The 20,957-nt window shown below is 65.1% G+C and carries 19 protein-coding genes; 17 read left to right on the top strand and 2 right to left on the bottom strand.

Going from position 1 to position 20,957, the window contains the following annotated elements; genetic code table 11:
• The first annotated feature begins 58 nt into the window (after positions 1-58).
• The 11 genes from GNX71_RS17435 (at position 59) to GNX71_RS17385 (ending at position 14,406) form a co-directional block, all read left to right on the top strand.
• On the top strand, positions 59-778 hold the full coding sequence (locus GNX71_RS17435; RefSeq protein ID WP_206173483.1) for an alanyl-tRNA editing protein: 720 nt from the start codon (positions 59-61) through the stop codon (positions 776-778).
• Positions 778-1,722: a DMT family transporter gene (locus GNX71_RS17430; protein WP_206173482.1), complete on the top strand. Its 945-nt coding sequence runs from the start codon at positions 778-780 to the stop codon at positions 1,720-1,722. Before GNX71_RS17435 ends, GNX71_RS17430 begins: the two co-directional genes overlap by 1 nt.
• 5 nt (positions 1,723-1,727) lie before the next feature.
• Positions 1,728-2,879 carry an acetylornithine deacetylase gene (argE, locus tag GNX71_RS17425; RefSeq protein ID WP_206173481.1) on the top strand — a complete coding sequence of 384 codons (1,152 nt, stop codon included), beginning with the start codon at positions 1,728-1,730 and terminating at the stop codon, positions 2,877-2,879.
• 140 nt (positions 2,880-3,019) lie between these two features.
• Positions 3,020-3,538 (top strand): 2'-5' RNA ligase family protein, encoded by a 519-nt coding sequence (locus tag GNX71_RS17420; RefSeq protein ID WP_241026965.1) that lies wholly within the window; start codon positions 3,020-3,022, stop codon positions 3,536-3,538.
• Positions 3,535-4,068: an endonuclease V gene (locus GNX71_RS17415; protein WP_206173479.1), complete on the top strand. Its 534-nt coding sequence runs from the start codon at positions 3,535-3,537 to the stop codon at positions 4,066-4,068. The genes GNX71_RS17420 and GNX71_RS17415 overlap by 4 nt, the downstream gene beginning before the upstream one ends.
• A gap of 179 nt (positions 4,069-4,247) precedes the next feature.
• Positions 4,248-7,346, top strand: coding sequence for a type VI secretion system Vgr family protein (locus tag GNX71_RS17410; RefSeq protein ID WP_206173478.1), 3,099 nt, complete (start codon positions 4,248-4,250; stop codon positions 7,344-7,346).
• A gap of 54 nt (positions 7,347-7,400) precedes the next feature.
• A complete protein-coding gene (locus GNX71_RS17405) occupies positions 7,401-12,272 on the top strand; it encodes an RHS repeat-associated core domain-containing protein (RefSeq protein ID WP_206173477.1) in 4,872 nt (1,623 codons plus the stop codon).
• A gap of 2 nt (positions 12,273-12,274) precedes the next feature.
• Entirely contained in the window at positions 12,275-12,769 is a 495-nt protein-coding gene (locus GNX71_RS17400) for a hypothetical protein (RefSeq protein ID WP_206173476.1), read from the top strand.
• Positions 12,766-13,086 (top strand): hypothetical protein, encoded by a 321-nt coding sequence (locus GNX71_RS17395; protein ID WP_206173475.1) that lies wholly within the window; start codon positions 12,766-12,768, stop codon positions 13,084-13,086. Before GNX71_RS17400 ends, GNX71_RS17395 begins: the two co-directional genes overlap by 4 nt.
• 60 nt (positions 13,087-13,146) lie before the next feature.
• The gene (locus GNX71_RS17390; RefSeq protein WP_206173474.1) at positions 13,147-13,809 is read left to right on the top strand and encodes a hypothetical protein; all 663 of its coding nucleotides are present in this window, start codon (positions 13,147-13,149) and stop codon (positions 13,807-13,809) included.
• Between the two features lie 96 nt (positions 13,810-13,905).
• The gene (locus GNX71_RS17385) at positions 13,906-14,406 is read left to right on the top strand and encodes a pentapeptide repeat-containing protein (RefSeq protein WP_206173473.1); all 501 of its coding nucleotides are present in this window, start codon (positions 13,906-13,908) and stop codon (positions 14,404-14,406) included.
• A gap of 25 nt (positions 14,407-14,431) precedes the next feature.
• Here GNX71_RS17385 and GNX71_RS17380 read toward each other — a convergent pair whose 3' ends face one another.
• Positions 14,432-15,346: a LysR family transcriptional regulator gene (locus GNX71_RS17380; RefSeq protein ID WP_206173472.1), complete on the bottom strand. Its 915-nt coding sequence runs from the start codon at positions 15,344-15,346 to the stop codon at positions 14,432-14,434.
• A 129-nt stretch (positions 15,347-15,475) separates the two neighbouring features.
• Here GNX71_RS17380 and GNX71_RS17375 point away from each other — a divergent pair, with 129 nt between their 5' ends.
• The 6 genes from GNX71_RS17375 to GNX71_RS17350 are packed head-to-tail and all read left to right on the top strand — an operon-like array spanning position 15,476 to position 19,903.
• On the top strand, positions 15,476-16,465 hold the full coding sequence (locus GNX71_RS17375) for a 2Fe-2S iron-sulfur cluster-binding protein (RefSeq protein ID WP_206173471.1): 990 nt from the start codon (positions 15,476-15,478) through the stop codon (positions 16,463-16,465).
• Between the two features lie 27 nt (positions 16,466-16,492).
• Complete coding sequence (locus GNX71_RS17370) at positions 16,493-17,752, top strand: aromatic ring-hydroxylating dioxygenase subunit alpha (RefSeq protein WP_206173470.1); 1,260 nt, start codon at positions 16,493-16,495, stop codon at positions 17,750-17,752.
• Positions 17,749-18,234, top strand: a complete 486-nt coding sequence (locus GNX71_RS17365; RefSeq protein WP_206173469.1) for an aromatic-ring-hydroxylating dioxygenase subunit beta — start codon at positions 17,749-17,751, stop codon at positions 18,232-18,234. Before GNX71_RS17370 ends, GNX71_RS17365 begins: the two co-directional genes overlap by 4 nt.
• A gap of 3 nt (positions 18,235-18,237) precedes the next feature.
• Positions 18,238-18,606 (top strand): chorismate mutase, encoded by a 369-nt coding sequence (locus GNX71_RS17360; RefSeq protein ID WP_206173468.1) that lies wholly within the window; start codon positions 18,238-18,240, stop codon positions 18,604-18,606.
• Complete coding sequence (locus GNX71_RS17355) at positions 18,603-19,562, top strand: tripartite tricarboxylate transporter substrate binding protein (protein WP_206173467.1); 960 nt, start codon at positions 18,603-18,605, stop codon at positions 19,560-19,562. The genes GNX71_RS17360 and GNX71_RS17355 overlap by 4 nt, the downstream gene beginning before the upstream one ends.
• 20 nt (positions 19,563-19,582) lie before the next feature.
• Positions 19,583-19,903, top strand: a complete 321-nt coding sequence (locus GNX71_RS17350) for a non-heme iron oxygenase ferredoxin subunit (RefSeq protein ID WP_093432442.1) — start codon at positions 19,583-19,585, stop codon at positions 19,901-19,903.
• 7 nt (positions 19,904-19,910) lie between these two features.
• On the opposite strand, the gene GNX71_RS17345 is transcribed toward GNX71_RS17350, so the two are convergent.
• Positions 19,911-20,897 carry a LysR family transcriptional regulator gene (locus GNX71_RS17345; RefSeq protein ID WP_206173466.1) on the bottom strand — a complete coding sequence of 329 codons (987 nt, stop codon included), beginning with the start codon at positions 20,895-20,897 and terminating at the stop codon, positions 19,911-19,913.
• Positions 20,898-20,957: the final 60 nt, after the last annotated feature.

Here is a 20,957-nt window from a genome sequence, read left to right as displayed (position 1 = left end):
TTCGACCAATAGCATTTCGAGTCGTCCTGCCATGCTGGCGCCACCAGTAAGGCCACCCATGACACGACTCTTCTGCCAGGACAACCCCGAAATCCTGAGGCTGGACGCCCAGGTCCTGAAATCGCGGCCCGGTGCCGTGCTTCTTTCCGGGCATCCCTTCTATCCCGGCGGAGGCGGGCAATTGCCGGACCGGGGCATCGTGCGATGGCAGGGCGGCGAAGCACCCGTCGCCGGTTTTTCCGAAGAGGGCGGCCTCGTGTGGGTCCAGGTCCCGGGCGACACCGAGATCACAGGTGAAGTGCAAGCGGAGGTCGAGCCGGTCTTCCGCCAACTCATGCGGGAGCTTCACACAGACCTGCATGTGCTGAACGCGCTGGTCTTCAGGGACTTCGACGGCGCCCTCGTGACCGGCGTGCAGATGAACGACGACGGCACGGCACGCATCGACTTCGACCTGCCCGGTGCCGACAACGATCGCCTGCGGGCACTCGAAGCCGAACTGAACGACGTGATCGCCCAGGACCTGCGCGTCGAGACGACCTACGTTTCGGTCACAGCCGCACATGGCGAGCAAGGGCTGCTGCGCTCCCGCTCGGTGGCGCCGCCGCCTTCGCCGGACGGCCTGGTGCGCATCGTCGAGATCGCGGGGCTCGACCGACAGGCATGCGGCGGAACGCACCTGCAGTCGACCGGCGCTTCGCGCCCGGTGCGGATTCTCAAGATCGAGAACAAGGGCCGCTCCAACCGCCGCATCCGCATCGGGCTGCAGGGACTGTGATGCGCGGGTCGCTGCGAGCCCTTTGGGCAAACCCAGTCTGGCTGCTCTGGGTGCCGCCGGCCTTCTGGGCCGGCAACCTCGTGCTGGGCCGCGCACTCGGCCCGGTGTTTCCGCCGGTGTCCCTCGCGGTCGGCCGCTGGGTCGTGGCGCTCGCGGCGTTGGCGCCGTTCGTCGGAATGCAGGCATGGCGGGAGCGGGCGCTGCTGGCGCGCCACTGGCGGTTGATCGCGGCCTGCGGCGCCTTCGGCATCGCCGGCTACAACGCGCTGGGCTACCTGGCCCTGCAGACGGTGCCCGCCACCAGCGTTGCCTTTCTCAACTCGACGCTGCCGCTCGTGGTCCCGCTCGCCGCGGTGGTCCTCGGGGTCGAGCGCATCACGTGGAAAGCGCTGGTGGGCATCGCCATCTCGTTCGTCGGCGTGACCTGGATCGTGGCGCGCGGCGAGCTCGCCAGCCTCCTCGCGCTGCACCTGGGCGGCGGCGAGCTGCTGGTGCTGTTGGCCGTCTCCAACTACGCCGTGTATTCGGTGCTCCTGCGGCGCAAGCCCGCGGCGATCAGTCCGCTGGTGTTCCTGGCGGCGACCATGGCCGCGGGGCTCGTGGTGCTGATGCCGTTCTGGGCATTCGAGCTTGTCGTGCGCGGCGCGCGCATTCCGACGGATGCCGCTTCGGTGGGCGCCGTCCTCTACATCGGCATCTTCGCTTCGCTGTTCGCGTTCATCCTGTGGGGCCGCTGCGTGGCGACGTTGGGGGCGACGGTGACCGGCGTGTCTTTTCACCTGGTCGCGCTGTTCACCGCGCTCCTGGCCTTCGTGGTTCTGCGAGAGCCCGTGAAGAGCTTCCACATCGCCGGCATCGTGCTCATCCTGCTCGGCTTCTTCGTCACGACCTTCCGACCGGCAAGGCGCCGCACGACAACGGCAACCGATCCGGCTGCCTCCTGATTCCCATGAACACGCCCGAACTCCTGCGCATCCTGGTCGGGTTCGACACGACTTCCCACCGGTCCAATCTCGATCTCATCCGCTGGGTGGCCGCGTACCTGGAAGACCATGGCGTCGAGGCACGGCTGATCCCCAGCGACGACGGCGCGAAGGCCAACCTGCTGGCCACCATCGGGCCGGCCGTGGCGGGCGGCATCGTCCTGTCCGGGCACACCGACGTGGTTCCGGTCGACGGCCAGGCCTGGGATTCGGACCCTTTCGCGCTCGTCGAACGCGAGGGCCGGTTTCATGGGCGGGGCGCGGCCGACATGAAGGGCTTCATCGCGGCCTGCCTCGCCGCGGTGCCGTCGTGGCGCCGCCTGGATCTGCGCCGCCCGATCCACCTTGCGCTGTCCTACGACGAAGAGATCGGATGCTTCGGCGTACCGCGCCTGATCGCCGACATGCGTGCCAATGTTCCGCCGCCGGCACTCGCCATCATCGGCGAGCCCACGCAGATGCGCGTCGGGCTCGCCCATCGGGGCGTCTTCTGCCATCGCGTCACCTTCTGTGGCGTGCCCGCCCATTCGAGCAATCCGGCGCTTGGCGTCAGCGCGATCGAGCCGGCCGCCTTGCTCATCGCGCGGCTGGCCAGCTTCGGGCGCACGCTGATCGCGCAGGGCAATCGCACCACCCTCAATGTCGGCAGCATCCGTGGCGGAACGGCGATCAACATCGTCCCCGGATGCTGCGAAGTGCAATGGGAATTCCGGCCGCCCGACGAGGCCAGTGCTGCCGCAGTGAAGGGCGAGCTCGGCCGATTGCTCGCGGACGTGTCCCCCGACGTGGCCGTCGAGCTGACGCAGCTGGCCGAGATCCCGGCGCTCTCTGCCGAAGACGGCGGCCTTGCGGCGCGCGTGGCGAGGAACCTGGGCGCACTGTGGCCGCCGGGCGATATCCCGTTCGGCACCGAGGCCGGTTTCTTCCAGCAGGCCGGCATCCCCTCGCTGGTCTGCGGGCCGGGCGCGATTGCCCAGGCTCATCAACCCAACGAGTGGATCGCCGCCAGCGAACTCGATGCCGCCGACCTTTTCATGGCCGGCGTTGGAGCGTGGGCGAGAGAAGCACCGCCGGCATTGGAGAGGCTGAGGTCGGACGATTCTCGAAAGCCAGGCTGAAGACGCGCTTTGCGCTTGCTGAAGGGCCCGTGAAGAGCGGCGATGATCGACGGATGTCAGAACAGCTTCTTCTTCCCGGAATCGATCCCCCGCCGCGGCCCCTGCCGCGACCCCGAACCAAGGCTCGCCGCAAGGAGCCGTTGCCGCACACGCTCTTCCTCGCGATCTTTCCGAGTGCCGAAGATGCCGCATCCATCGCCGCGCTCGGCGCGCAACTCGACGACCGGCATTCGCTGAAAGGAACATTGAGCGAGGCGCATCGCCTGCATGTCACGCTGCACGATCTCGGCGGCTACGAGACGGTGCCGCGCAAGAAGGTGCAGGCGGCACTCGAAGCGGCCGCTTCCACGGCGCCGCCTGCGTTCGATGTCGCCTTCGACCACGCCATGACTTATGCGAACAGCAAGGCCTTCGTGCTGTGCGGCGAAGAGGGCACCACCGCGCTCGCGGACTTCAGGCAGCGCCTGGGCGAAGCGCTGGCCGATGCGGGGCTCAAGCCCGATCGCAGCTTCACGCCGCACATGACCGTCGCATACACGCGGCGCAAGATCGAGAAGCATGCGATCGATCCGGTGCGCTGGACGGCGGGCTCCTTCGCACTCATCGACAGCCATGTCGGGGAGGGCGTGCACGAAGTGCTCGGACGGTGGCCTGCATGAGCGAGCCGCTCATCGTCTGCCTCGACGTCGACTACCGCGCCGACACGGCCGTGGCCGCGGGCCTCTGGTTTCGTGGGTGGATGGCGGAGCGCGAAGAGACGCAGGCTGTCGCGGGCTTTCGCGAGGTGGCGGAATACCAGCCGGGCGAGTTCTATCGCCGCGAGCTGCCGTGCCTGCTCGGCGTGCTGCGCAAAGGGCCGCTGGCGGACATCGTCATCGTCGATGGATACGTGTCGCTGGAGCCGGGTCACGCGGGCCTGGGCGCGCATCTGCATGAGGCGCTCGATCGCAAGGTGCCCGTGGTCGGCGTTGCCAAAACGGCCTACCGCAGTGCGAGCGATGTGGTCGAGGTGCTGCGCGGCCAGAGCACGTCGCCGCTGTTCGTGACGGCCATCGGCGTCGAACTTGCCGCTGCGGCTGCCGAGGTGAAGCGCATGCATGGCGAGTACCGCGTGCCGACCCTGCTGCGCGCGGTCGACCAGCTGGCGCGCCATTCGGCCATGCCGGACCCCATCGGGTCGAGCGACTAGAAAAAATTTCCGCCGCGCGTACAACTTCCTTCTGCATGCGGGCTGCAACCTCCGGGTTGCTGTCAAGCGGACGACACATTTGGCGCTGAAGCTCTCCAGGGCGGCATTTCATGAGCCATCGGAGGGAGAGTCAGCGTGAACCACATCGTGGCGAGATCGTTCCTGCACGGGCATATCCGATGAGCGGGCCCCCGGGCCGTCATCTCGCAGAGCTTGTCGCCGACCGGCAGCACGACCGGTTGGTGCGGCTGTCGTTCCCCCAGGGCGGGGCGCCTGCGGGCGGCGACCTCGTGGTCAACACGCTGCATGCGTCCGAAGGCCTCTCGCGCGATTTCGAATTCACGGTCGGTCTGCTCAGCAGCAACGCCGCGCTGGCCCTGAAGGACCTGCAGGGCAAGATGCTTTGCGTCGAGCTCGTGCGGCCCGACGGCACACTGCGCCATTTCACCGGCATCGTCTTCGAGTTCCGCCTCGTGCGCACCGACGGCAACCTGGCTTTTTACGAAGCTCGCCTAGGCCCGTGGTTGCAGTATTTGCGGCTGCGCGCGAACAACCGCCTGTTCCATCGGCAGACGCTGCGCGCGCAGACCGAGGCCATCTTCAACGACTACGGCGTGCTGCCCAAGTGGGAGTGGTTCGTTCGCGGCGAGGACCCGCCCCACACGATGGCCGTGCAGGGCGGCGGCGCTGGTGGAGAGACAGACCACAACTACCTGCACCGGCGCTGGGAGGCGGCGGGCTACAGCTACTGGTACGAGCACTCGGCCGAGGGCCACACCTTGCACGTGTGCGACGACAGCACGCTGGCCAAGGCCGTGGACGGCTCGTCCTCCGGCATCCGTTTCCAGGATGAAGGCGGCGCACAGGAGGAAGACGCCATCAGTCAGTGGACGGCCGTGCGCGAACTGGTCACGGCGCAGACCGCCGTGAGCGCCTTCGACTTCAAGAGCCCGCGCCCGCAACATGCCGAGATGCCCAGCAACAACCAGCAGGGCGACGTTCCCCAGCTGGAGGTGCACGAGTACGGTGGCGCGCGCCATTTCAAGACCTCGCTCGAAGGCGAGGGCGTGGCGCGGCGGCGCATCGGCGAGATCGAGGCGAAGGCCAAGCGCTTCGAGGCCGAGGGCAACAACCGCTTCGTGTTGCCGGGCCGCTGGTTCCGCCTCATCGACCACTTCGGGCGCACGCAGGGCGACGGCTCCGAAAGCGAATTCCTCATCCTCTCGGTCGAGCACCGCGCCAGCAACAACTACCTGCAGGAGCCTGGCACGGCAGAAGGCAAGCCGAAGGGGTCGCGCGCCGAATACAGGAACAGCTTTACCTCAAGCCGCCGCTTCGTCGCGTGGATGCCGGGTCGCGGCTTTCACAGCGTCGAGCAGCGCGTGCTCGCGCCGCAGACCGCCACGGTGGTCGGGCCGGCCAGCGAAGGCAGCATCCACACCGACGAGTACGGCCGCATCCGGGTGCAATTCCATTGGGACCGCGAAGGCCAGAACGACGAAAAGAGTTCGGCCTGGGTGCGGGTGCTGAGCAACTGGGCCGGCGGCGAGACCGGCATGGTGTCGTTCCCGCGCGTGGGCTCCGAGGTGGTGGTGCAGTGCCTCGATGGCAACCCCGACCATCCGGTGGTGATGGGCGTGGTCTACAACGCGCGGCGCATGCCGCCGTGGGCGCTGCCGGGGCAGAAGGCGCTCATGGGCCTGCGCAGCCGCGAGCTTGCCGAGGGCTCGGGCAACGAGCCCGGCGGCAAGAGCAATCACCTTCTCCTGGATGACACGCAGGGAAAGATCCAGGCGCAGCTTCGCAGCGACCACGACGCAAGCCAGCTGAGCCTCGGCCACGTCGCGCGCATCGAGGACAACGCCGGCCGCAAGGACGAGCGCGGCCAGGGCTTCGAGCTGCGCACCGACGGCCACGGCGCGATCCGCGCGATGGCGGGCCTCCTCATCAGCACCGAGCCGCGCCCCAACGCGCAGGCGCACATCACCGACATGGGCGAGACCGTGGCGCGGCTGGAGAACGCCAGCGACCAGCAGGAGAGCCTGGCCGACCTCGCGCAGCAGCACCAGGCGCAGGACAAGGGCGGCGACCAGGACGAAGTCGGCAAGGCCCTGAAAGCCCAGAGCGATGCGGTCAAGGGTTCGGGCGGCAACCCGCAGCAGGGTGAGTTCCCGGAGCTGAAGGAGCCGCACATGGTGCTCGCGAGCCCGGCCGGCATTGCCGCGACCTCGGTCAAGTCGACGCACCTGCACAGCGAGGAACACGTGGCGTTGACCAGTGCACAGCACATGAGTTTTTCCGTGGGCAAGCGGCTGCTCGCGAGCGCCATCGAGTCGGTGCGTGTGTTTGCCTACAAGCTGGGCATGAAGCTGGTCGCAGCCAACGGCGACATCGACATCCAGGCGCTGAAGGACAACCTCAACCTGCTCGCGAAACTCAAGATCACGCAGACCGCCGACGAGATCGTGATCACCGCCAAGCAGAAGGTCACCATCGTCGGCGCGGGCAGCTACACGCACTGGACGGCCGACGGCATCCGCAGCGGCACCAGCGGCGCATGGGTCGCGCATGCGGCATCGCATTCGCTGATCGGGCCCGACACGCAGCCCGCCTCGTTCCCTGCGCCGCCCGCGCCGGGCAACGGCACGCTCGAGCTCTTCAACAAGTACGTGGCCGACCAGCGCGGCGTGAAGGGCGGCGACTACGAGGTCGTCGATGCGCTCGGCACGGTCAAGACCGGCAAGCTCGATGCGAACGGTTTCGCCAGCGTCGCGGGGCTGTTCCCGGGGCCTGCCAGCGTCACCTTCGGCGACGACCCGAGCCGGACGTGGGAGGAGGGCAGCTACTTCGGCAAGCCCAGGAACGATGCGGCCAGCGGCGCGGATGCGGCAGGCGCGGGAGGTCTGGGTGGCGCGGCGCAGGCCGCGATGGGGCAGGTCGCCGGCGTGCTCGGAAAGAGCGGCATCGCGGCCGATGCGGGCGGCCTTGTCAGCCTCGCGCAGACCGTGCAATCGGGCCTGCAGGCCGCGCGCACCTTGCAGGCGGTGGGCAAGGGCGATCTGGCGGGCCTCGCGGGCGGCGCCGCGAGCTTGCTGGGCAGTCCCGCGAGCTCGCTCACGGGCGCGGCGACGCAGGCTGCGGGCTCGCTGCTACCTCCCAAGCTGGCCGATGCCGCGGCCAACCTGCTGCCACGCGCGGCATCGGCAGCAGCGACAGCGAAGACCGCAGCGGCATTGCCCGAGATCGCGGGTCTGAAGATCCCCGGCTTCCTGGGCTGAGCGGTTCGCAGGCCATCCGACAACGAACAACCGACATCCAGGGACCTCCACTTCATGGCCGAATCCGCCGAATCCGCCGAATCCGACGAGTACGCGATCGAACCCCTCGAGCAGATCAACGCCTCCGAGGTGGCCGAGGGCTTCAGCCCCTTCGACAAGTGGCTGCGCGAGAACACCGACGGCATCGTCACGCTCGACCGCCTCAAGACCGTGGGCAATGCGATTCCGGGCGTCTCGAACCTCATCGCGTTTTCCGATGTGGTCTACGACATCATCGAGATCAACGACCTGAAGCAAGCGGGCAAGGAGGTGTCGTTCATCTCGTGGGTCAACCTGGGCGTCGACGCCATCGGCGTGATCCCGATGCCCGGCACCGGGCCGGCGCGCGTGGCGCTGCGCGCGCCGCTGCAACTCGCCAAGCAGAAGCTCAAGCAGGGCGTGAAGGACCTCGCGGAAGACTTCCTCATCGCCATCGCGGGACACCTGGCGAACGCCATCAAGGGCGAACTCGAGGAGTTCATCAAGACCGCGCAGAGCCAGCTGAGAGACATGCTGGAGGAGTGCGGCAAGTTCGCGGAGAAGCTGGCCAACGCGCTGGCCGATGCGCTGCTCTCGGCGCTCGACGGGCACCTGTTCAACCCCAACACCAGCGTGCGCTCGGCAAACGTCGCGCTCAAGGCCGCGGACCGCACCTCCTGGTGGAACCCGCTCGAAAAATCGGAGCACCTGTTGCGCGCGGCCAAGAACATGTTCGTGGCGAGCAACAAGGAGGCCGCCAACATGGCGCTGGGCGGTGCCTCCAGCGTGGCCACCTACATCTCGCCCGAATTCAGGACGCACATCCAGTCCCTCGCCAAGGCCATGCGCGCGCTCGGCAAGCTGGCCGCCAAGAAGATGCTCGAGCTGGTCGACCCCGGCACGATGTTCAGCATCGGCTGGCTGCTGATGAAGATCCTGGAGGTCGCGCCCAAGCTCAAGCGCAAGCGCGGCGGCACGGTGCATCCGCGCAGGGTCAACAACGTCAAGGACAAGCGCGGCCCCGGCACCCTGGAGCCGCGCAGGCGCCAGAAGCGCAGCACCGCCGATGGCCGCCCCTGCAAGTGCCCCGGCTCGGCGACGGCGCGCTCCATCTCCCTGAGCCTGGGCGCCGAAACGCTCACGCACACCGACTTCGAATTGCCCGGCGCCTTGCCGATCACCTGGAGCCGCACCTATCGCTCCGACCTCGGCGCCTACGACCTGGGAGTGCTCGGCGCGCGCTGGATCACGCCCTACACGACGCAGCTGGACATCGAGCTCCTGGGCGACGGCAGCGAAGGCGCTTTTCTCTATCACGCTGAAGACGGCCGCACGAAGCGCTACCCCGCGCTCGCGGTCGGGCAGACGCACCGCGACCTCATCGAAGACCTGACCCTCGTGCGCCTCTCGCCCGACCTGCTCACCATCAACCAGGGCCGCGACTGGATGCAGACCTACGAGCGCATCCCCGCGCTCGGCGGCCGGCGCGGATTCTTCCGGCTCGCGCTCATGCAGATGCGTGCAGGCGCGAGCGTGGCCTTGCGCTACGACCACGCGCATCCGCTGCGCGCGGAGCACACGGTGCTCAGCGACATCATGGTCAAGCAGGGCGACACGACCATCGCCCATGCAGGAACGCGCATCGACGCGCAGGGGCGGCTGGCCGGGCTGTGGGAAATCAAGGAAGGCCAGCTCATTCGCCAGCTTGCCGCCTACGCCTACGACGCGAACGGCGACCTCATCGAGGCGCAGGACGAAAACGGCCCCATGGCGGCGGGCGCGCTGGTCGACGAAACGCAGCGCGTCTCCACCGCATGGCATTACCAGTACAGCCACCACCTGCTGACCCGCTACGAAGACCGCACCGGCCGCGGCGTGAACCTCGCCTACGACGGCACCGGCGTCAACGCCCGCGCCGTGCGCGAGTGGATGGACGACGGCAGCTTCGACACCCGCGTACGCTGGGCCGAGCACATTCGCCTCACGACCGTGACCGACGCGCTGGGCCACGAGACCCGCTACTACTACGACGAGCTGGGCTACACCTACCGCGTGACTCACCCCGACCTGCGCGATGAATGGTTCTTCCGCGACGAGGCCCGCAACATCGTGCGCCACATCCAGCCCAATGGCGGCGTCGAGCACTTCAGCTACGACGCGCAGGGACAACTCATCAGCCAGACGCGCGCCGACGGCACCGAGATCCACATGGACTGGGACGACAGCGGCAACCTCGTGAAGATCCTCGACCCCGAGGGCCAGGTGTGGCTGCGTGCGTACGACGTGCAAGGCAACCTCGTCGAAGAGACCGATCCGCTCGGCCACAAGACGAAGTACGAATACGACAAGGCCGGGCTGCCCGTGCGCGTGACCGATGCGAAGGGCGGCATCACCCGCATGGTCTACAACACCGTGGGCCAATTGCTGTCGCGCACCGACTGCTCGGGCAAGACCACGACCTGGGCCTATGACGCGCGCGGCCGGTTGGTTCAAAGCACCGATGCCGCGGGCCAGTCCACGCAGTACAGCTACGCACGCGGGCAGCTCGAGAGCATCGTCAATCCCGACCAGAGCACCGAGCGCTTCAGCCACGACGCCGAGGGCCGCCTGCTCGCGCACACCGATGTGCTCGGCCACACGACCCGCTACGGCTACAGCGAGGCCGGCCTGATCGCGAGGCGCACCGATGCCGCGGGCCAGCAGCTCGCGTACCGGTGGGACAAGCTCGGGCGCCTCGTGCAGCTCGACAACGAAAACCGCAGCAGCTACACCTTCAGCTACGACCCTGTGGGCCGGTTGCTCGCGGAGGTGGGTTTCGACGGCCAGAAGACCGGCTACGCGTACGCCGAATTCAACGGCGTGCTGGAGAAGATCGAGCAGCCGCTGCAGTCCATCGACATGCGCTTCGACATGATGGGCCGGCTGCTGGAGCGCACTGCGGGCGAGGCCAGCGAGACCTTCGGCTACGACGCCTCGGGGCGCTTGGTGCTGGCGAACAACCGCGATGCGCGGCTGCAGTGGTTCTACGACCCTGTGGGCAACACGGTGCGCGAACACCAGCACTACGAGGCGCGCGCGCTGGAAAAGCCGATGACCGCCGTCTGGCGCCACCAGTACGACGAACTGGGCAACCGCATCGTGAGCACGCGGCCGGATGGCCACGAAGTGCGCCTTCTCACCTACGGCTCGGGCCATGTGCACGGGCTGATGCTGGACGGGCAGGACATCCTTTCCTTCGAGCGCGACGACCTGCACCGGGAAGTCGGGCGCGAACAGGGCAACGGGTTGAGCCAGAGCCTGGACTACGACGTCATGGGGCGGCTGCTGGAGCAGCGGGTTTCATCGACGGGGCAAGCGGGCCCCGCCGGCAGCGCGCTGGTGCGGCGCACCTATGCCTACGACAAGGTCGGGCAACTGGTCGGCATCGGCGACACCCGGCGCGGCCGGCTCGACTATCGCTACGACCCAGTGGGCCGGCTGGTGCAGGCCAACAGCGCCTTGGGCAGGGAGGTCTTCGCCTTCGATCCCGCGGGGAACATCGCCACGCCGGGGTTACTCGATGCGCCAGGGCAATCCACGTCGACATCGGCGCCGCGCGCGCAGGGCATTCGGGACGAGCCCTTCGAATCGCGCACCAGCCCCGTGGCCGCGCACAAGCTGCTCGACAACCTGCTCAAGGATTACGCGGGCACCTCCTACCGCTACGACGCCCAGGGCAACCTGGTCGAGCGAATCCGCAACGGCGAGCGCACGAGCTTCGAGTGGGACGGCTTCGGCCGCATGGTCGCGGCCAAGAGCCACCAGGGCACGACCACCTTCGCCTACGACGCGTTGGGCCGCCGCGTGGCCAAGCACAGCCCCAAAGGCCACACCGTGTACGGCTGGGACGGCGACGTGCTCGCCTTCGAAAGCGTGGTCGGCAGCAAGACCGCCAAGGAACAGGCCCGAACCGTTCACTACCTCTACGAACCCGGCAGCTTCAGGCCGCTGCTGCAGGCGAGAAAACAACAGGCCATCGCGCTGCATGCCACGCCGGACTACGCGGCAATGGTGGCCGAGGAGGGCGACTACGACGTGGCGCGCGACCCGTTGTGGACGAGCGAGCCGGTCGCGCAGCCCTTCGCGAAGGAGGAGATCTGCTACTACCAGTGCGACCACCTCGGCACGCCGCAGGAACTGACCGACGACGAAGGCCGCATCGCCTGGTCGGCGCAATACCGGGCGTGGGGCGAGGCGCGGGAAGCGATCGCGCAGGCCGCGCAGAGTGCGGGAATCAGGAATCCGATCCGGTTCCAGGGGCAGTATTTCGACGAGGAGACGGGGCTGCATTACAACCGGCACCGGTACTACGATCCGCACAGTGGGCGGTTTGTGAGTCGGGATCCGATTGCGCTGTATGGCGGGAATAACTTGCATGCGTATGCGCCGAATCCGACTGCTTGGACTGATCCGGTCGGCCTTAAATCGGGTTACCAGGAGAATTGGGAAAGGCTGCACGGTCCACTCCCTACTGGTTATCAGGTTCATCACATCATTCCAAAAGACGCCACAACGGTCGCAATGGCAAAGAAGCTGTGCCCTCAATTCGACGTTGATGATGCGAGCAATTTGATTGCACTCCCGAAAGACAATACGGTCGCGGCCCAATCTGGTCCCGGCTTTGGAAAAACCTTGCACAATGGATATCATGCCGGGTATACGTACGCTATTCGAGGGGCTTTGAAAACCGCCGATAGACTTAAAATTCCCAAGGTCAGCGGCTGCATGAAGATCAAGGCAATTCAAGCTGCATCTGCCAGCCAATTGAAGAGCGGAACGCTTTCGATGTATGCGGGGAAGGGCGGCACGACAAGCGGAGTTCAGGTTAATTGGATGAGCTCCATGCGCGAAATAATCAGAGGAAATTAGCCATGAAAAACTGGGATCAAGTGTTGGTTGAAGCCAAGGCGCTTTTTGGTTTCTTGAATCAACCGGTGTTTTTTGATAGCCCGTACCGGGGAGGCCAAGAAAAAATCAAGCTGATTTTCGATGCCTCGCTGGCCGCCGAATATTCAACGGACGACAGTGGGGAAAAGTTCGAAGATTGGCAAGGTCTGTTGGAATCTGTGACTCCAGCCTGGCCTGATATGCCGCGTTCCGTGGAGAAGAAAATTCTCGAAACGCTGGATCAAATGTCTGGTAAAGATTATTCGGGCCTTGATGAAGCCCCTTTGATCTACAACATGCAAGGCGATGTTTCCCGACTGCTTCATTGCTATGCGTATGGCGAAGTCGATTCGCTGTGGAAAAGCGTGGAAGAAGCCTATTTGCTGGGGGGTATTCCATGCGGTTGGGATGGAAAATATCCAGAGGGTCGAATGGTTGTCTATTCAAATTTCCCAGTTGCGGGAAATTCTGCCGAATGAATATGGGTTATCGAGGGATTTTTGATAAGCCCCCCGAGCTCGGCGAGTTTTGCGAGTACGGCCGCCTGCTGGATGGCTTCTACAGCGGAAGCACAAGGAGTTGGGTAATTCATGGCGGCAGTGAAACATTGATTGCTTGCAGCGGAAATTGCGATGTCAACTATCGCATTTTGGCCAAAATTATCACTGCGGCTCTCATGCACTTTATTCGGCAGAAGTTGGTGCAAGAATCACGAAAATTGAAAAACTATACGATGCCGAGAAGATCTATGCGGCTCAGGAAAAATCCAGAATTGCGGCGCTGCAGACCAGTTTGAGAGCCGAAATTCTTCTTGGGGCGGTGCTCGAAATCCGAAAACGGGAAGGCTGGTGAGTAAATGAAGTACTACGCCGTAACGCAAAAGAAAGAACGAGGCTGCCCGATCGGTTATTTGAATGCAGTTCTCTACGATCACTGTCCGGAGCACCCCGAGTCCATTCAGCACGGCATGGTCTACCCGTGGTATGCGGACAAGAAAAATCTGAAATCGTTTCCGTCGGGAATGTGCTTGGTGGTGAAGGAGAAGCTGATTGACTTTTCGATCAGGTCGGATGCATCACATCAGTATCTGAGAGAAGATTTTTTGCATCTCTTGCAGGATTTTGGAGCGAGCAAAAAGGATTGCAAGGAAATTTTTGTTGTCTCAAGTGTTTATAAAGATGAAATCACGGAGGCAAAATACTTCGCATCGATATTTTCCCGCGAATTTTATTTGAGTGAGTCTTCTGCAATCGATTTTTCAGCTTCTGATCTGGAGAAGGATGAGTTTGATTTTCTGGCGCTGAAGAAGTTGAAGATCAATAAAGATGTGGAGGCGGACGTTTTTGGAATTCAAAACCTCGAACCAAAGCACAATACAATAATTTGCTCTGAAAGGTTCGTGGTCGCAGCAAGGAAAATAGGCGTCAAAGGCGTGGGTTTTGTCGATCTGGACGTCGCAAAATGGCCGGATGTGAATTCATTTTCCTACGACCCCAAGGAAATTCTCGCAATTCTCTAGTAAGGAAGAGGGCGGCTTCAAGAAGCCATGATTTTTCCCGAAGAGGTCGAATCGTGGTTTATTCCAATTCCCAGGAATTTCCGATCAAGTGACCCCGTGACCTCCCAACTCATCCTCCTCAATCACAACCTCTGGCGCAAAGGCGCAGGCGGCGCCCCGGCCGGCCTCATCGGCCAGGCGGACACCTTCGCCTACGCGGGCCTCGATCTCAACCTCGCCCAGTTCGCCTCCAGCGCCTTCACCGGCACCAGCTTCAACGCCACGACATTCCAGAACGCGGGCTGGACCGCCTGCCAGTTCAACGGCTGCACCTTCACCGCGTGCGATTTCCAGGGCATTTCCATCACGGGCTGCACTTTCACCGGCTGCACCTTCAGCAACTCGCAGTTCAGCGCCGCGCAGCTGAGCGGCTGCACCTTCAACCGCTGCACCTGGAACAACCTGGGTTTCGACAACGGCCGCTGGACGCGGGTCGATGTGCTGAATTGCAATGGCAACCAGATCCGAGCCGATGGCCTCCGCGGCGAGATGGTCGATTTCACCGGTAGCCATTTCGAGCAGCTCGAATTCCGCAACGCGCAAATCAACACGGTCTGACGCGGCCTCCGGGCCGCTTGGCCGTTCAGTCCTTGTCCGCAAAACTGTCGAACAACAACCCCCGCAGCCACTGATTCCCCGGATCGCGGTGCACCTTCGCGTGCCAGAACAGGTTGATCGCGATCTGCGGCAGCGCCACCGGGTGAGGGCGCCACACGAGGCCGAAGGGCTCGGCGATGCTCTCTGCGAGGCGCTCGGGCACGGTCGCGATCATTCCGCTCGAACGCAGGATGTGGCCGATCGCCACGAAGTGCGGCACCTTCAGGCGTATGCGCCGGTGGATGCCCTGCGCGGCCATCACGTCGTCGGCCTTGCCGTGGCCCGTGCCGGCCGCCTGCACCAGCACGTGGTCGGCGGCGCTGAAGTCCTTGAGCGACACGCTGCGCTTGCGTGCGAGCGGATGCGTGCCCGAGAAGAGGCACACATAGCGCTGCAGGAACAGCCGGCGCTGGAACACGCCCGCCTTCAACTGCGGCAGGAGGCCGATGGCGATGTCCACATGCCCGGCTTCGAGCTCGTCGCGAAGGTTGGTCGCGGTGTTGTTGCGCAGCGTGCTGATCGTCACGCCCGGCGCCGCGACCGACAGCGCCTCCATCAGCCGGGGCGTGAAGTAGATCTCGCCGATGTCGGTCATTGCGAGCGTGAAGCTGCGCGTGCTGGTGGCGGGGTCGAACACCACCTGCTGGTTGAGCGCGGTGTGCAGCGCGCCCATCGCGTAGGCGACCGGTTCGGCCAGCTGCAGCGCGAAGGGCGTGGGCTCCATGCCGCGCGCGGTGCGCAGGAACAGTTCGTCGCCCAGCAGCTTGCGCAGGCGGGCCAGCGCGTTGCTGATGGCGGGTTGCGAGAGCCCGAGCGATTCGGCCACCGCCGAGACGCGCTTCTCGGCCAGCATGCGGTCGAACACCAGGAGCAGGTTGAGGTCGATGTCCTTGAGTTGCATGCCGAACCTTTATTCACATCGGTGATGGAGTCGATTCATCAAATTCTATTGGTCAATCTGCCGAGGCCACGCATCATCCGTCCTCAAGAGACAAGCCGGCCCCGACGCCGGCGCAAAGAGAGCCCCACGATGGACCTGCACATTCACCCCCTTGCCCGCACCCTCGAGGTCCGCCCCGGCGCGAACCTGCTCGAGGTGCTGCGCGAGCACCATGTGCCGGTGTCGTACAGCTGCCTAGCGGGGCGCTGCGGAACCTGCCGCTGCAAGGTGGTGTCGGGCCAGGTGCTCGACGGTGGGCAGGACGCGATCCGCCCCGACGGGCAGGGCGAGCGCTACGTGCTGGCCTGCCAGAGCACGCTGACCGAAAGTTGCGCCATCGAGATCCCCGAGCCCGACGAGGTGGTGGTGCATCCGGCGCGCATCCTCAAGGCGACCGTGACCGGCATCGACGTGCTCACGCACGACATCCGGCGCCTGCGGCTCAAGCCGAACAAACCGCTGGAGTTTTCGCCGGGGCAGTACGCGCAGCTGCAGTTCGCGCCCGATCTGGCGCGGCCCTATTCGATGGCCGGGTTGAGTCGCGATGCGGAGCTCGAATTCCATGTGCGCCGGGTGCCGGGCGGGCGCGTCACGGCGCACATCTTCGAGCAATTGCGCATCGGCGATGCGGTGCGCGTGAGCGGGCCGCTCGGCACGGCGTACCTGCGCACAAAGCACCGCGGGCCGATGCTTTGCGCGGCCGGTGGCACCGGGCTCGCGCCGATTCTCTCGATCGTGCGCGGCGCCATCGCGGGCGGACTGGTGCAGCCGATTCATCTGTACCTGGGTGTGCGCTCCGATGCGGACGTGTATGGCCTTGCCGAACTGCGCGAACTGCAGGCGCAGCACCCGGGCCTGAAGGTGCATGTGGTGGTCGTCACTGGCCCGGCGCACGAGGGTCAGCGCCTGGGCCTCATCACCGATGCCATCCGCGCCGACTGGCCCGGCAGCCTCGATGGCTGGCGCGCCTATCTCTGCGGCTCGCCGCCGATGGTCGAGGCGGTGACGCAACTGGTGTGCACCCGCGGCCTCGCGCCTGAGCAGACCCATGCCGATGCCTTCTACCTGCAAGGCACCTGAAGAATCCATAAGACAAGGAGACCCGCGATGACCACGCAACCCGTGTTCCCCATCGAATTGCATTGGGAGAGCGAGAAAACCAGCCGCATTCCCTTCATGGCCTACACCGACGAGGCGCTGCACAAGAAGGAGCTGCAGCGCTTCTTCTACGAGAAGCACTGGTGCTATGTCGGCCTCGAAGCCGAGATCCCGAACCCGGGCGACTTCAAGCGCACGGCCATCGGCGAACGCTCGGTCGTCATGTCGCGCGACGAGGAGGGCGCGATCCATGTGTTCGAAAACGTCTGCGCGCACCGTGGCATGCAGTTCTGCCGCGAGCGCCATGGCAACAAGAAGGAGTTCGTCTGCCCCTACCACCAGTGGAACTACACGCTCAAGGGCGACCTGCAGGGCGTGCCGTTCCGCCGCGGCGTGAAGCAGGACGGCAAGGTCCACGGTGGCATGCCCGCCGACTTCAAGACCGAGGAGAACGGGCTCAACAAGCTCAAGGTGGCATCGCGCGGCGGGGTGGTGTTCGCGTCGTTCGACCATGAGGTCGAATCGTTCGAAGATTTTCTCGGCCCCGACATCCTTCATTACTTCGATCGTCTCTTCGACGGCCGCAAGCTCACCATCCTCGGCTACAGCCGCCAGCGCATTCCGGGCAACTGGAAGCTGATGCAGGAGAACATCAAGGACCCGTACCACCCGGGCCTCCTGCACACTTGGTTCGTGACCTTCGGGCTCTGGCGCGCGGACAACAAATCGGAGCTCAAGATGGACGCGCGCAGCCGCCACGCCGCGATGATTTCCACGCGCGGCAATGCGGGCAAGGCCGCGCAGGTGACGCAGGTCTCCAGCTTCAAGGAAAGCATGCAGCTGAAGGACCCGCGCTTCCTGGACATCGTGCCCGAGCCCTGGTGGGGCGGGCCGACCGCCGTGATGATGACGCTGTTCCCGAGCCTTATCCTGCAGCAGCAGGTCAACAGCGTGTCGACGCGGCACATTCAGCCGGTGGGGCACGACGCCTTCGATTTCGTGTGGACGCATTTCGGCTTCGAGGACGACACCGAGGAGATGACGCAGCGGCGTCTGCGGCAGGCCAACCTGTTCGGCCCGGCGGGCTTCGTCTCGGCCGACGACGGCGAGGTGATCGAGTTCTCGCAGCAGGGCTTCGAGCAGAAGCCCTACCACCGCACGCTCGCGGAACTGGGCGGCCGCGAGGTCGAAAACACCGACCACATGGTGACCGAGACGCTGATCCGCGGCATGTACCGCTACTGGCGCGAAGTGATGGAGGCCGCATGACGAAGAAGCTCGACGCCAACGCCTATCTCGAACTGGCTGGCCTCTATGCGGCCTATGCGCATGCGGTCGATTCGGGCAAGTGGGATTTGTGGCCCGCGTTCTTCATCGACGAATGCAGCTACCGGCTGCAGCCGCGCGAGAACCACGAGCGCAACCTGCCGCTGGCCACGCTGTCGTTCGAGAGCCGGGGCATGCTGGAAGACCGCGTGTACGGCATCCAGGAGACGCTGTTCCATGACCCGTACTACCAGCGGCATGTCGTTGGCCTGCCGGTGGTGCATGCGGTGGATGACGACGGCGCGATTCACAGCGAAGCGAACTACGCGGTCTTCCGCACCAAGCTGGATGGCCCCTCGACCGTGTTCAACGTCGGCCGCTACATCGACAAGGTCGTGCCCACGCCCGAAGGTCTGAAGTTCGCCTCGCGCCTGTGCGTCTTCGACAGCGAAATGATCCCGAACTCCATCATTTACCCCATCTGAGCCATGCAAGAAAAAGAACCCGAGACACACGGCGCACCGCTGCGCCGCTTCACCGATCCGGCCTACCAGCCGTTGTGCAGCAACCTTGCCGAGGTGCGCGAGAACATCGACCGGCTCGACCGCCAGATCGTCGCGCTGCTGGCCGAGCGTGGCCGCTATGTGAAGGACGCGGCGCGCTTCAAGCGCGATGCCTTCCAGGTGTCGGCGCCTCAACGCCAGCAGGAGGTGATCGACAAGGTGAGGGCGCTGGCCGAGAAGGAGGGTGCTTATCCCGAGGTGGTCGAAGCAGCGTATCGCGCACTCATTGCGGGCTTCATCGCGCGCGAACAGCGGGACCATCAGGGCATGGTCGATGTGGAGGCGAAACCGTGAAGCACGCGATCGTTCTCGCCATCGTGGCAGTGGCCGCTGCGGCGCATGCCCAGGAGTGGCCGCAGCGCCCCGTGCGCATCGTCGTGCCGTTCGCGGCCGGCTCGTCGCCCGACATCCTCGCGCGCATCGTCAACGACAAGCTGGCTGCGCGCATCGGCCAGCCGCTCATCGTCGACAACAAGCCCGGCGCGGGCGGCAACACGGGCACCGACCAAGCGAGCAAGTCGCAGCCCGATGGCTACACCTTCCTGCTCTCGGTGAATGCGCCGCTGGTCTACAACACGGTGCTCTACAAGAACCTGCCGTACGACCCGTTCAAGGACCTCGTGCCGGTCTCGCTTGCGGCGACTACGCCCAATGTGTGCGCAGTCTCGAATTCGATGAATGTCGATTCGGTGAAGGGCTGGCTCGCGGCGATGAAGCAGAACCCGGGCAAGTTCAACTTCGCCTCGACGGGGAACGGGTCGATCTCGCACCTGGGCGTGGAGCTCATCAAGCTGAAGACCAACTCGTTCGCGGTGCACATTCCGTATGCGTCGTCGGGCCAGGCGGTCACCGCGATCATCCAGGGCGATGTGCAATACGCCTGCCTGCCGCCCGTCACCGTGATGCCGCAGGCCAAGGCCGGGCGCCTGAAGGCGCTGGCCGTGACGTCGGCCGAACGCTCGGCCCTGTTGCCCGAACTGCCCACGCTGCGCGAATCGGGCCTGCCCGATATCCAGGCCGTGCCGTGGTTCGCCTACATGGCGCCCAAGGGCACGCCACCCGAGGTGGTGCAGCGCATGAGCCGCGAGATCGCCGTGGTGCTGAAAGACCCCGAGACGCTCAAGCGCCTGCAGACCGCGTACTTCGACCCCGTGGGCAGCACGCCCGAGGCGCTGGCGAAGTTCATGGGCGAAGAACTGGTCCGCTGGAAGCCGGTGATCCAGCGCGCCGGCCTCAAGCCCGACAACTGAAGAGCGAAGGAACAAAAGACATGAGCACGATGACATGGATCGACGCCGCGGCGGTCGACGACGTTCCCGCCGACGACGTGGTGGGTATCGAGGTGCAGGGCCGGGACATCGCCCTCTACGGCACCGAGGACGGCATCCACGCGACCGACAACATCTGCACGCACGGGCACGCGCGGCTGTGCGATGGTTTCCTCGAAGGGCACGAGATCGAGTGCCCGCTGCACCAAGGGCGTTTCGATGTCCGCACCGGCAAGGCGATGTGCGCGCCGCTCACGGAAGACCTGCGCAGCTATCCGGTGAAGATCGAGGGCGGGCGGGTGTTCTTGGCGTTCGAGGCGTAGGTATCTTTCATCTGCGCGTCTTCCTGACGGCTTTCTTCGCAACCTCGCGCGGCACGCGTTGCCGTTGCGACGAGCGGGCCGGCGCCACGTCGTGCTGGCTGGCCCGCAAGGTGAAGTCGCAGGTCTTCACGGCCAGCTCGACGATGCGCGCCAGCGCGGGGCTGGCGTTGTCACGCCGGTAGACCGCGCTGTAGACCAGCGGCGGCGGCATGGGATCGCTCTTGACCACGCGCAGCAAGCCGCTGCGGATGTCCGGTCGCACATAGTCGAGCGCCTGCTGGCTCAGGCCGAAGCCGCTGATGGTCAGTTCGCGCAGGACCGTGGTGCTGTTCGTCAACATGACCTTGCCGAAACGAAAACCGTGCTCCGCGCGCCAGGCTTCGTAGAACCTGTTCTTCGAGGCGCCCACGGGCTGCTCGATCACCGGGTAGTCGGCAAACTCGTGCGGCTTCAGGGCGCGGACGGGAATCTGCAGGCGCGGGCTCGCGATCCAGACCTGCTCGACCTCTGCGACCTTGATCGATTCGAAGGCCTGGCCCCAGAAGGTGCCTGGCATGACGGCCAGGTCGAGCTTGCTGGCTTCGAGGCGCTCGAAGAGCGTGAGCCCCGCGTCCACCACGGGCTCGATCGTCACCTGGGGATGGAGCTTCTGCAGCAGCTGGATCAAGCGCGTGAGCCAGGTCATTGCGATGAGTTCCGTCACGCCGACGCGGAAGGTGCCGCGCAGCGTCTTGTCGACGCTGATGTCGTGCGCGATGCGCTGCCAGAGGCGCTGGGCTTCTTCGGCGAGCGGCAGCAATTCGCGGCCGACCTGGGTCAGCTCCAGGCCGTGCGATGTGCGATGCAGCAGGGGGCCGCCCAGCGACTCTTCCAGTTCCGCCAGGCGCTTGGAGATCGCCGATTGCGTGGTGTGCAGCTTCACCGCCGCGGCGCTGAAGCTCTGGAGCCTGGCGCTGAAGAGAAAGGCCTCCAGCTGCTTGAAGGTGAAGTTCATCCGGCGGAATGTACGCCCATGGCCACGCACGAAAAAAAGGAATGGCCTGCCCAGCGGATT

It is taken from the genome of Variovorax sp. RKNM96, from assembly GCF_017161115.1.
In the GTDB taxonomy this organism is placed as follows: domain Bacteria; phylum Pseudomonadota; class Gammaproteobacteria; order Burkholderiales; family Burkholderiaceae_C; genus Variovorax.
The sequence above is the reverse complement of the archived record's forward strand: the minus strand, read 5'-3'. Positions and strand labels throughout refer to the sequence as shown.

Bases quoted from the DNA above. Each gene is read 5' to 3' on its own strand.
- GNX71_RS17435 (WP_206173483.1), top strand. From the start codon at position 59: ATGACACGACTCTTCTGCCAGGACAACCCCGAAATCCTGAGGCTGGAC.
- GNX71_RS17430 (WP_206173482.1), top strand. From the start codon at position 778: ATGCGCGGGTCGCTGCGAGCCCTTTGGGCAAACCCAGTCTGGCTGCTC.
- argE (WP_206173481.1), top strand. From the start codon at position 1,728: ATGAACACGCCCGAACTCCTGCGCATCCTGGTCGGGTTCGACACGACT.
- GNX71_RS17415 (WP_206173479.1), top strand. From the start codon at position 3,535: ATGAGCGAGCCGCTCATCGTCTGCCTCGACGTCGACTACCGCGCCGAC.
- GNX71_RS17410 (WP_206173478.1), top strand. From the start codon at position 4,248: ATGAGCGGGCCCCCGGGCCGTCATCTCGCAGAGCTTGTCGCCGACCGG.
- GNX71_RS17405 (WP_206173477.1), top strand. From the start codon at position 7,401: ATGGCCGAATCCGCCGAATCCGCCGAATCCGACGAGTACGCGATCGAA.
- GNX71_RS17400 (WP_206173476.1), top strand. From the start codon at position 12,275: ATGAAAAACTGGGATCAAGTGTTGGTTGAAGCCAAGGCGCTTTTTGGT.
- GNX71_RS17395 (WP_206173475.1), top strand. From the start codon at position 12,766: ATGAATATGGGTTATCGAGGGATTTTTGATAAGCCCCCCGAGCTCGGC.
- GNX71_RS17390 (WP_206173474.1), top strand. From the start codon at position 13,147: ATGAAGTACTACGCCGTAACGCAAAAGAAAGAACGAGGCTGCCCGATC.
- GNX71_RS17380 (WP_206173472.1), bottom strand. From the start codon at position 15,346: ATGCAACTCAAGGACATCGACCTCAACCTGCTCCTGGTGTTCGACCGC.
- GNX71_RS17375 (WP_206173471.1), top strand. From the start codon at position 15,476: ATGGACCTGCACATTCACCCCCTTGCCCGCACCCTCGAGGTCCGCCCC.
- GNX71_RS17370 (WP_206173470.1), top strand. From the start codon at position 16,493: ATGACCACGCAACCCGTGTTCCCCATCGAATTGCATTGGGAGAGCGAG.
- GNX71_RS17365 (WP_206173469.1), top strand. From the start codon at position 17,749: ATGACGAAGAAGCTCGACGCCAACGCCTATCTCGAACTGGCTGGCCTC.
- GNX71_RS17360 (WP_206173468.1), top strand. From the start codon at position 18,238: ATGCAAGAAAAAGAACCCGAGACACACGGCGCACCGCTGCGCCGCTTC.
- GNX71_RS17350 (WP_093432442.1), top strand. From the start codon at position 19,583: ATGAGCACGATGACATGGATCGACGCCGCGGCGGTCGACGACGTTCCC.
- GNX71_RS17345 (WP_206173466.1), bottom strand. From the start codon at position 20,897: ATGAACTTCACCTTCAAGCAGCTGGAGGCCTTTCTCTTCAGCGCCAGG.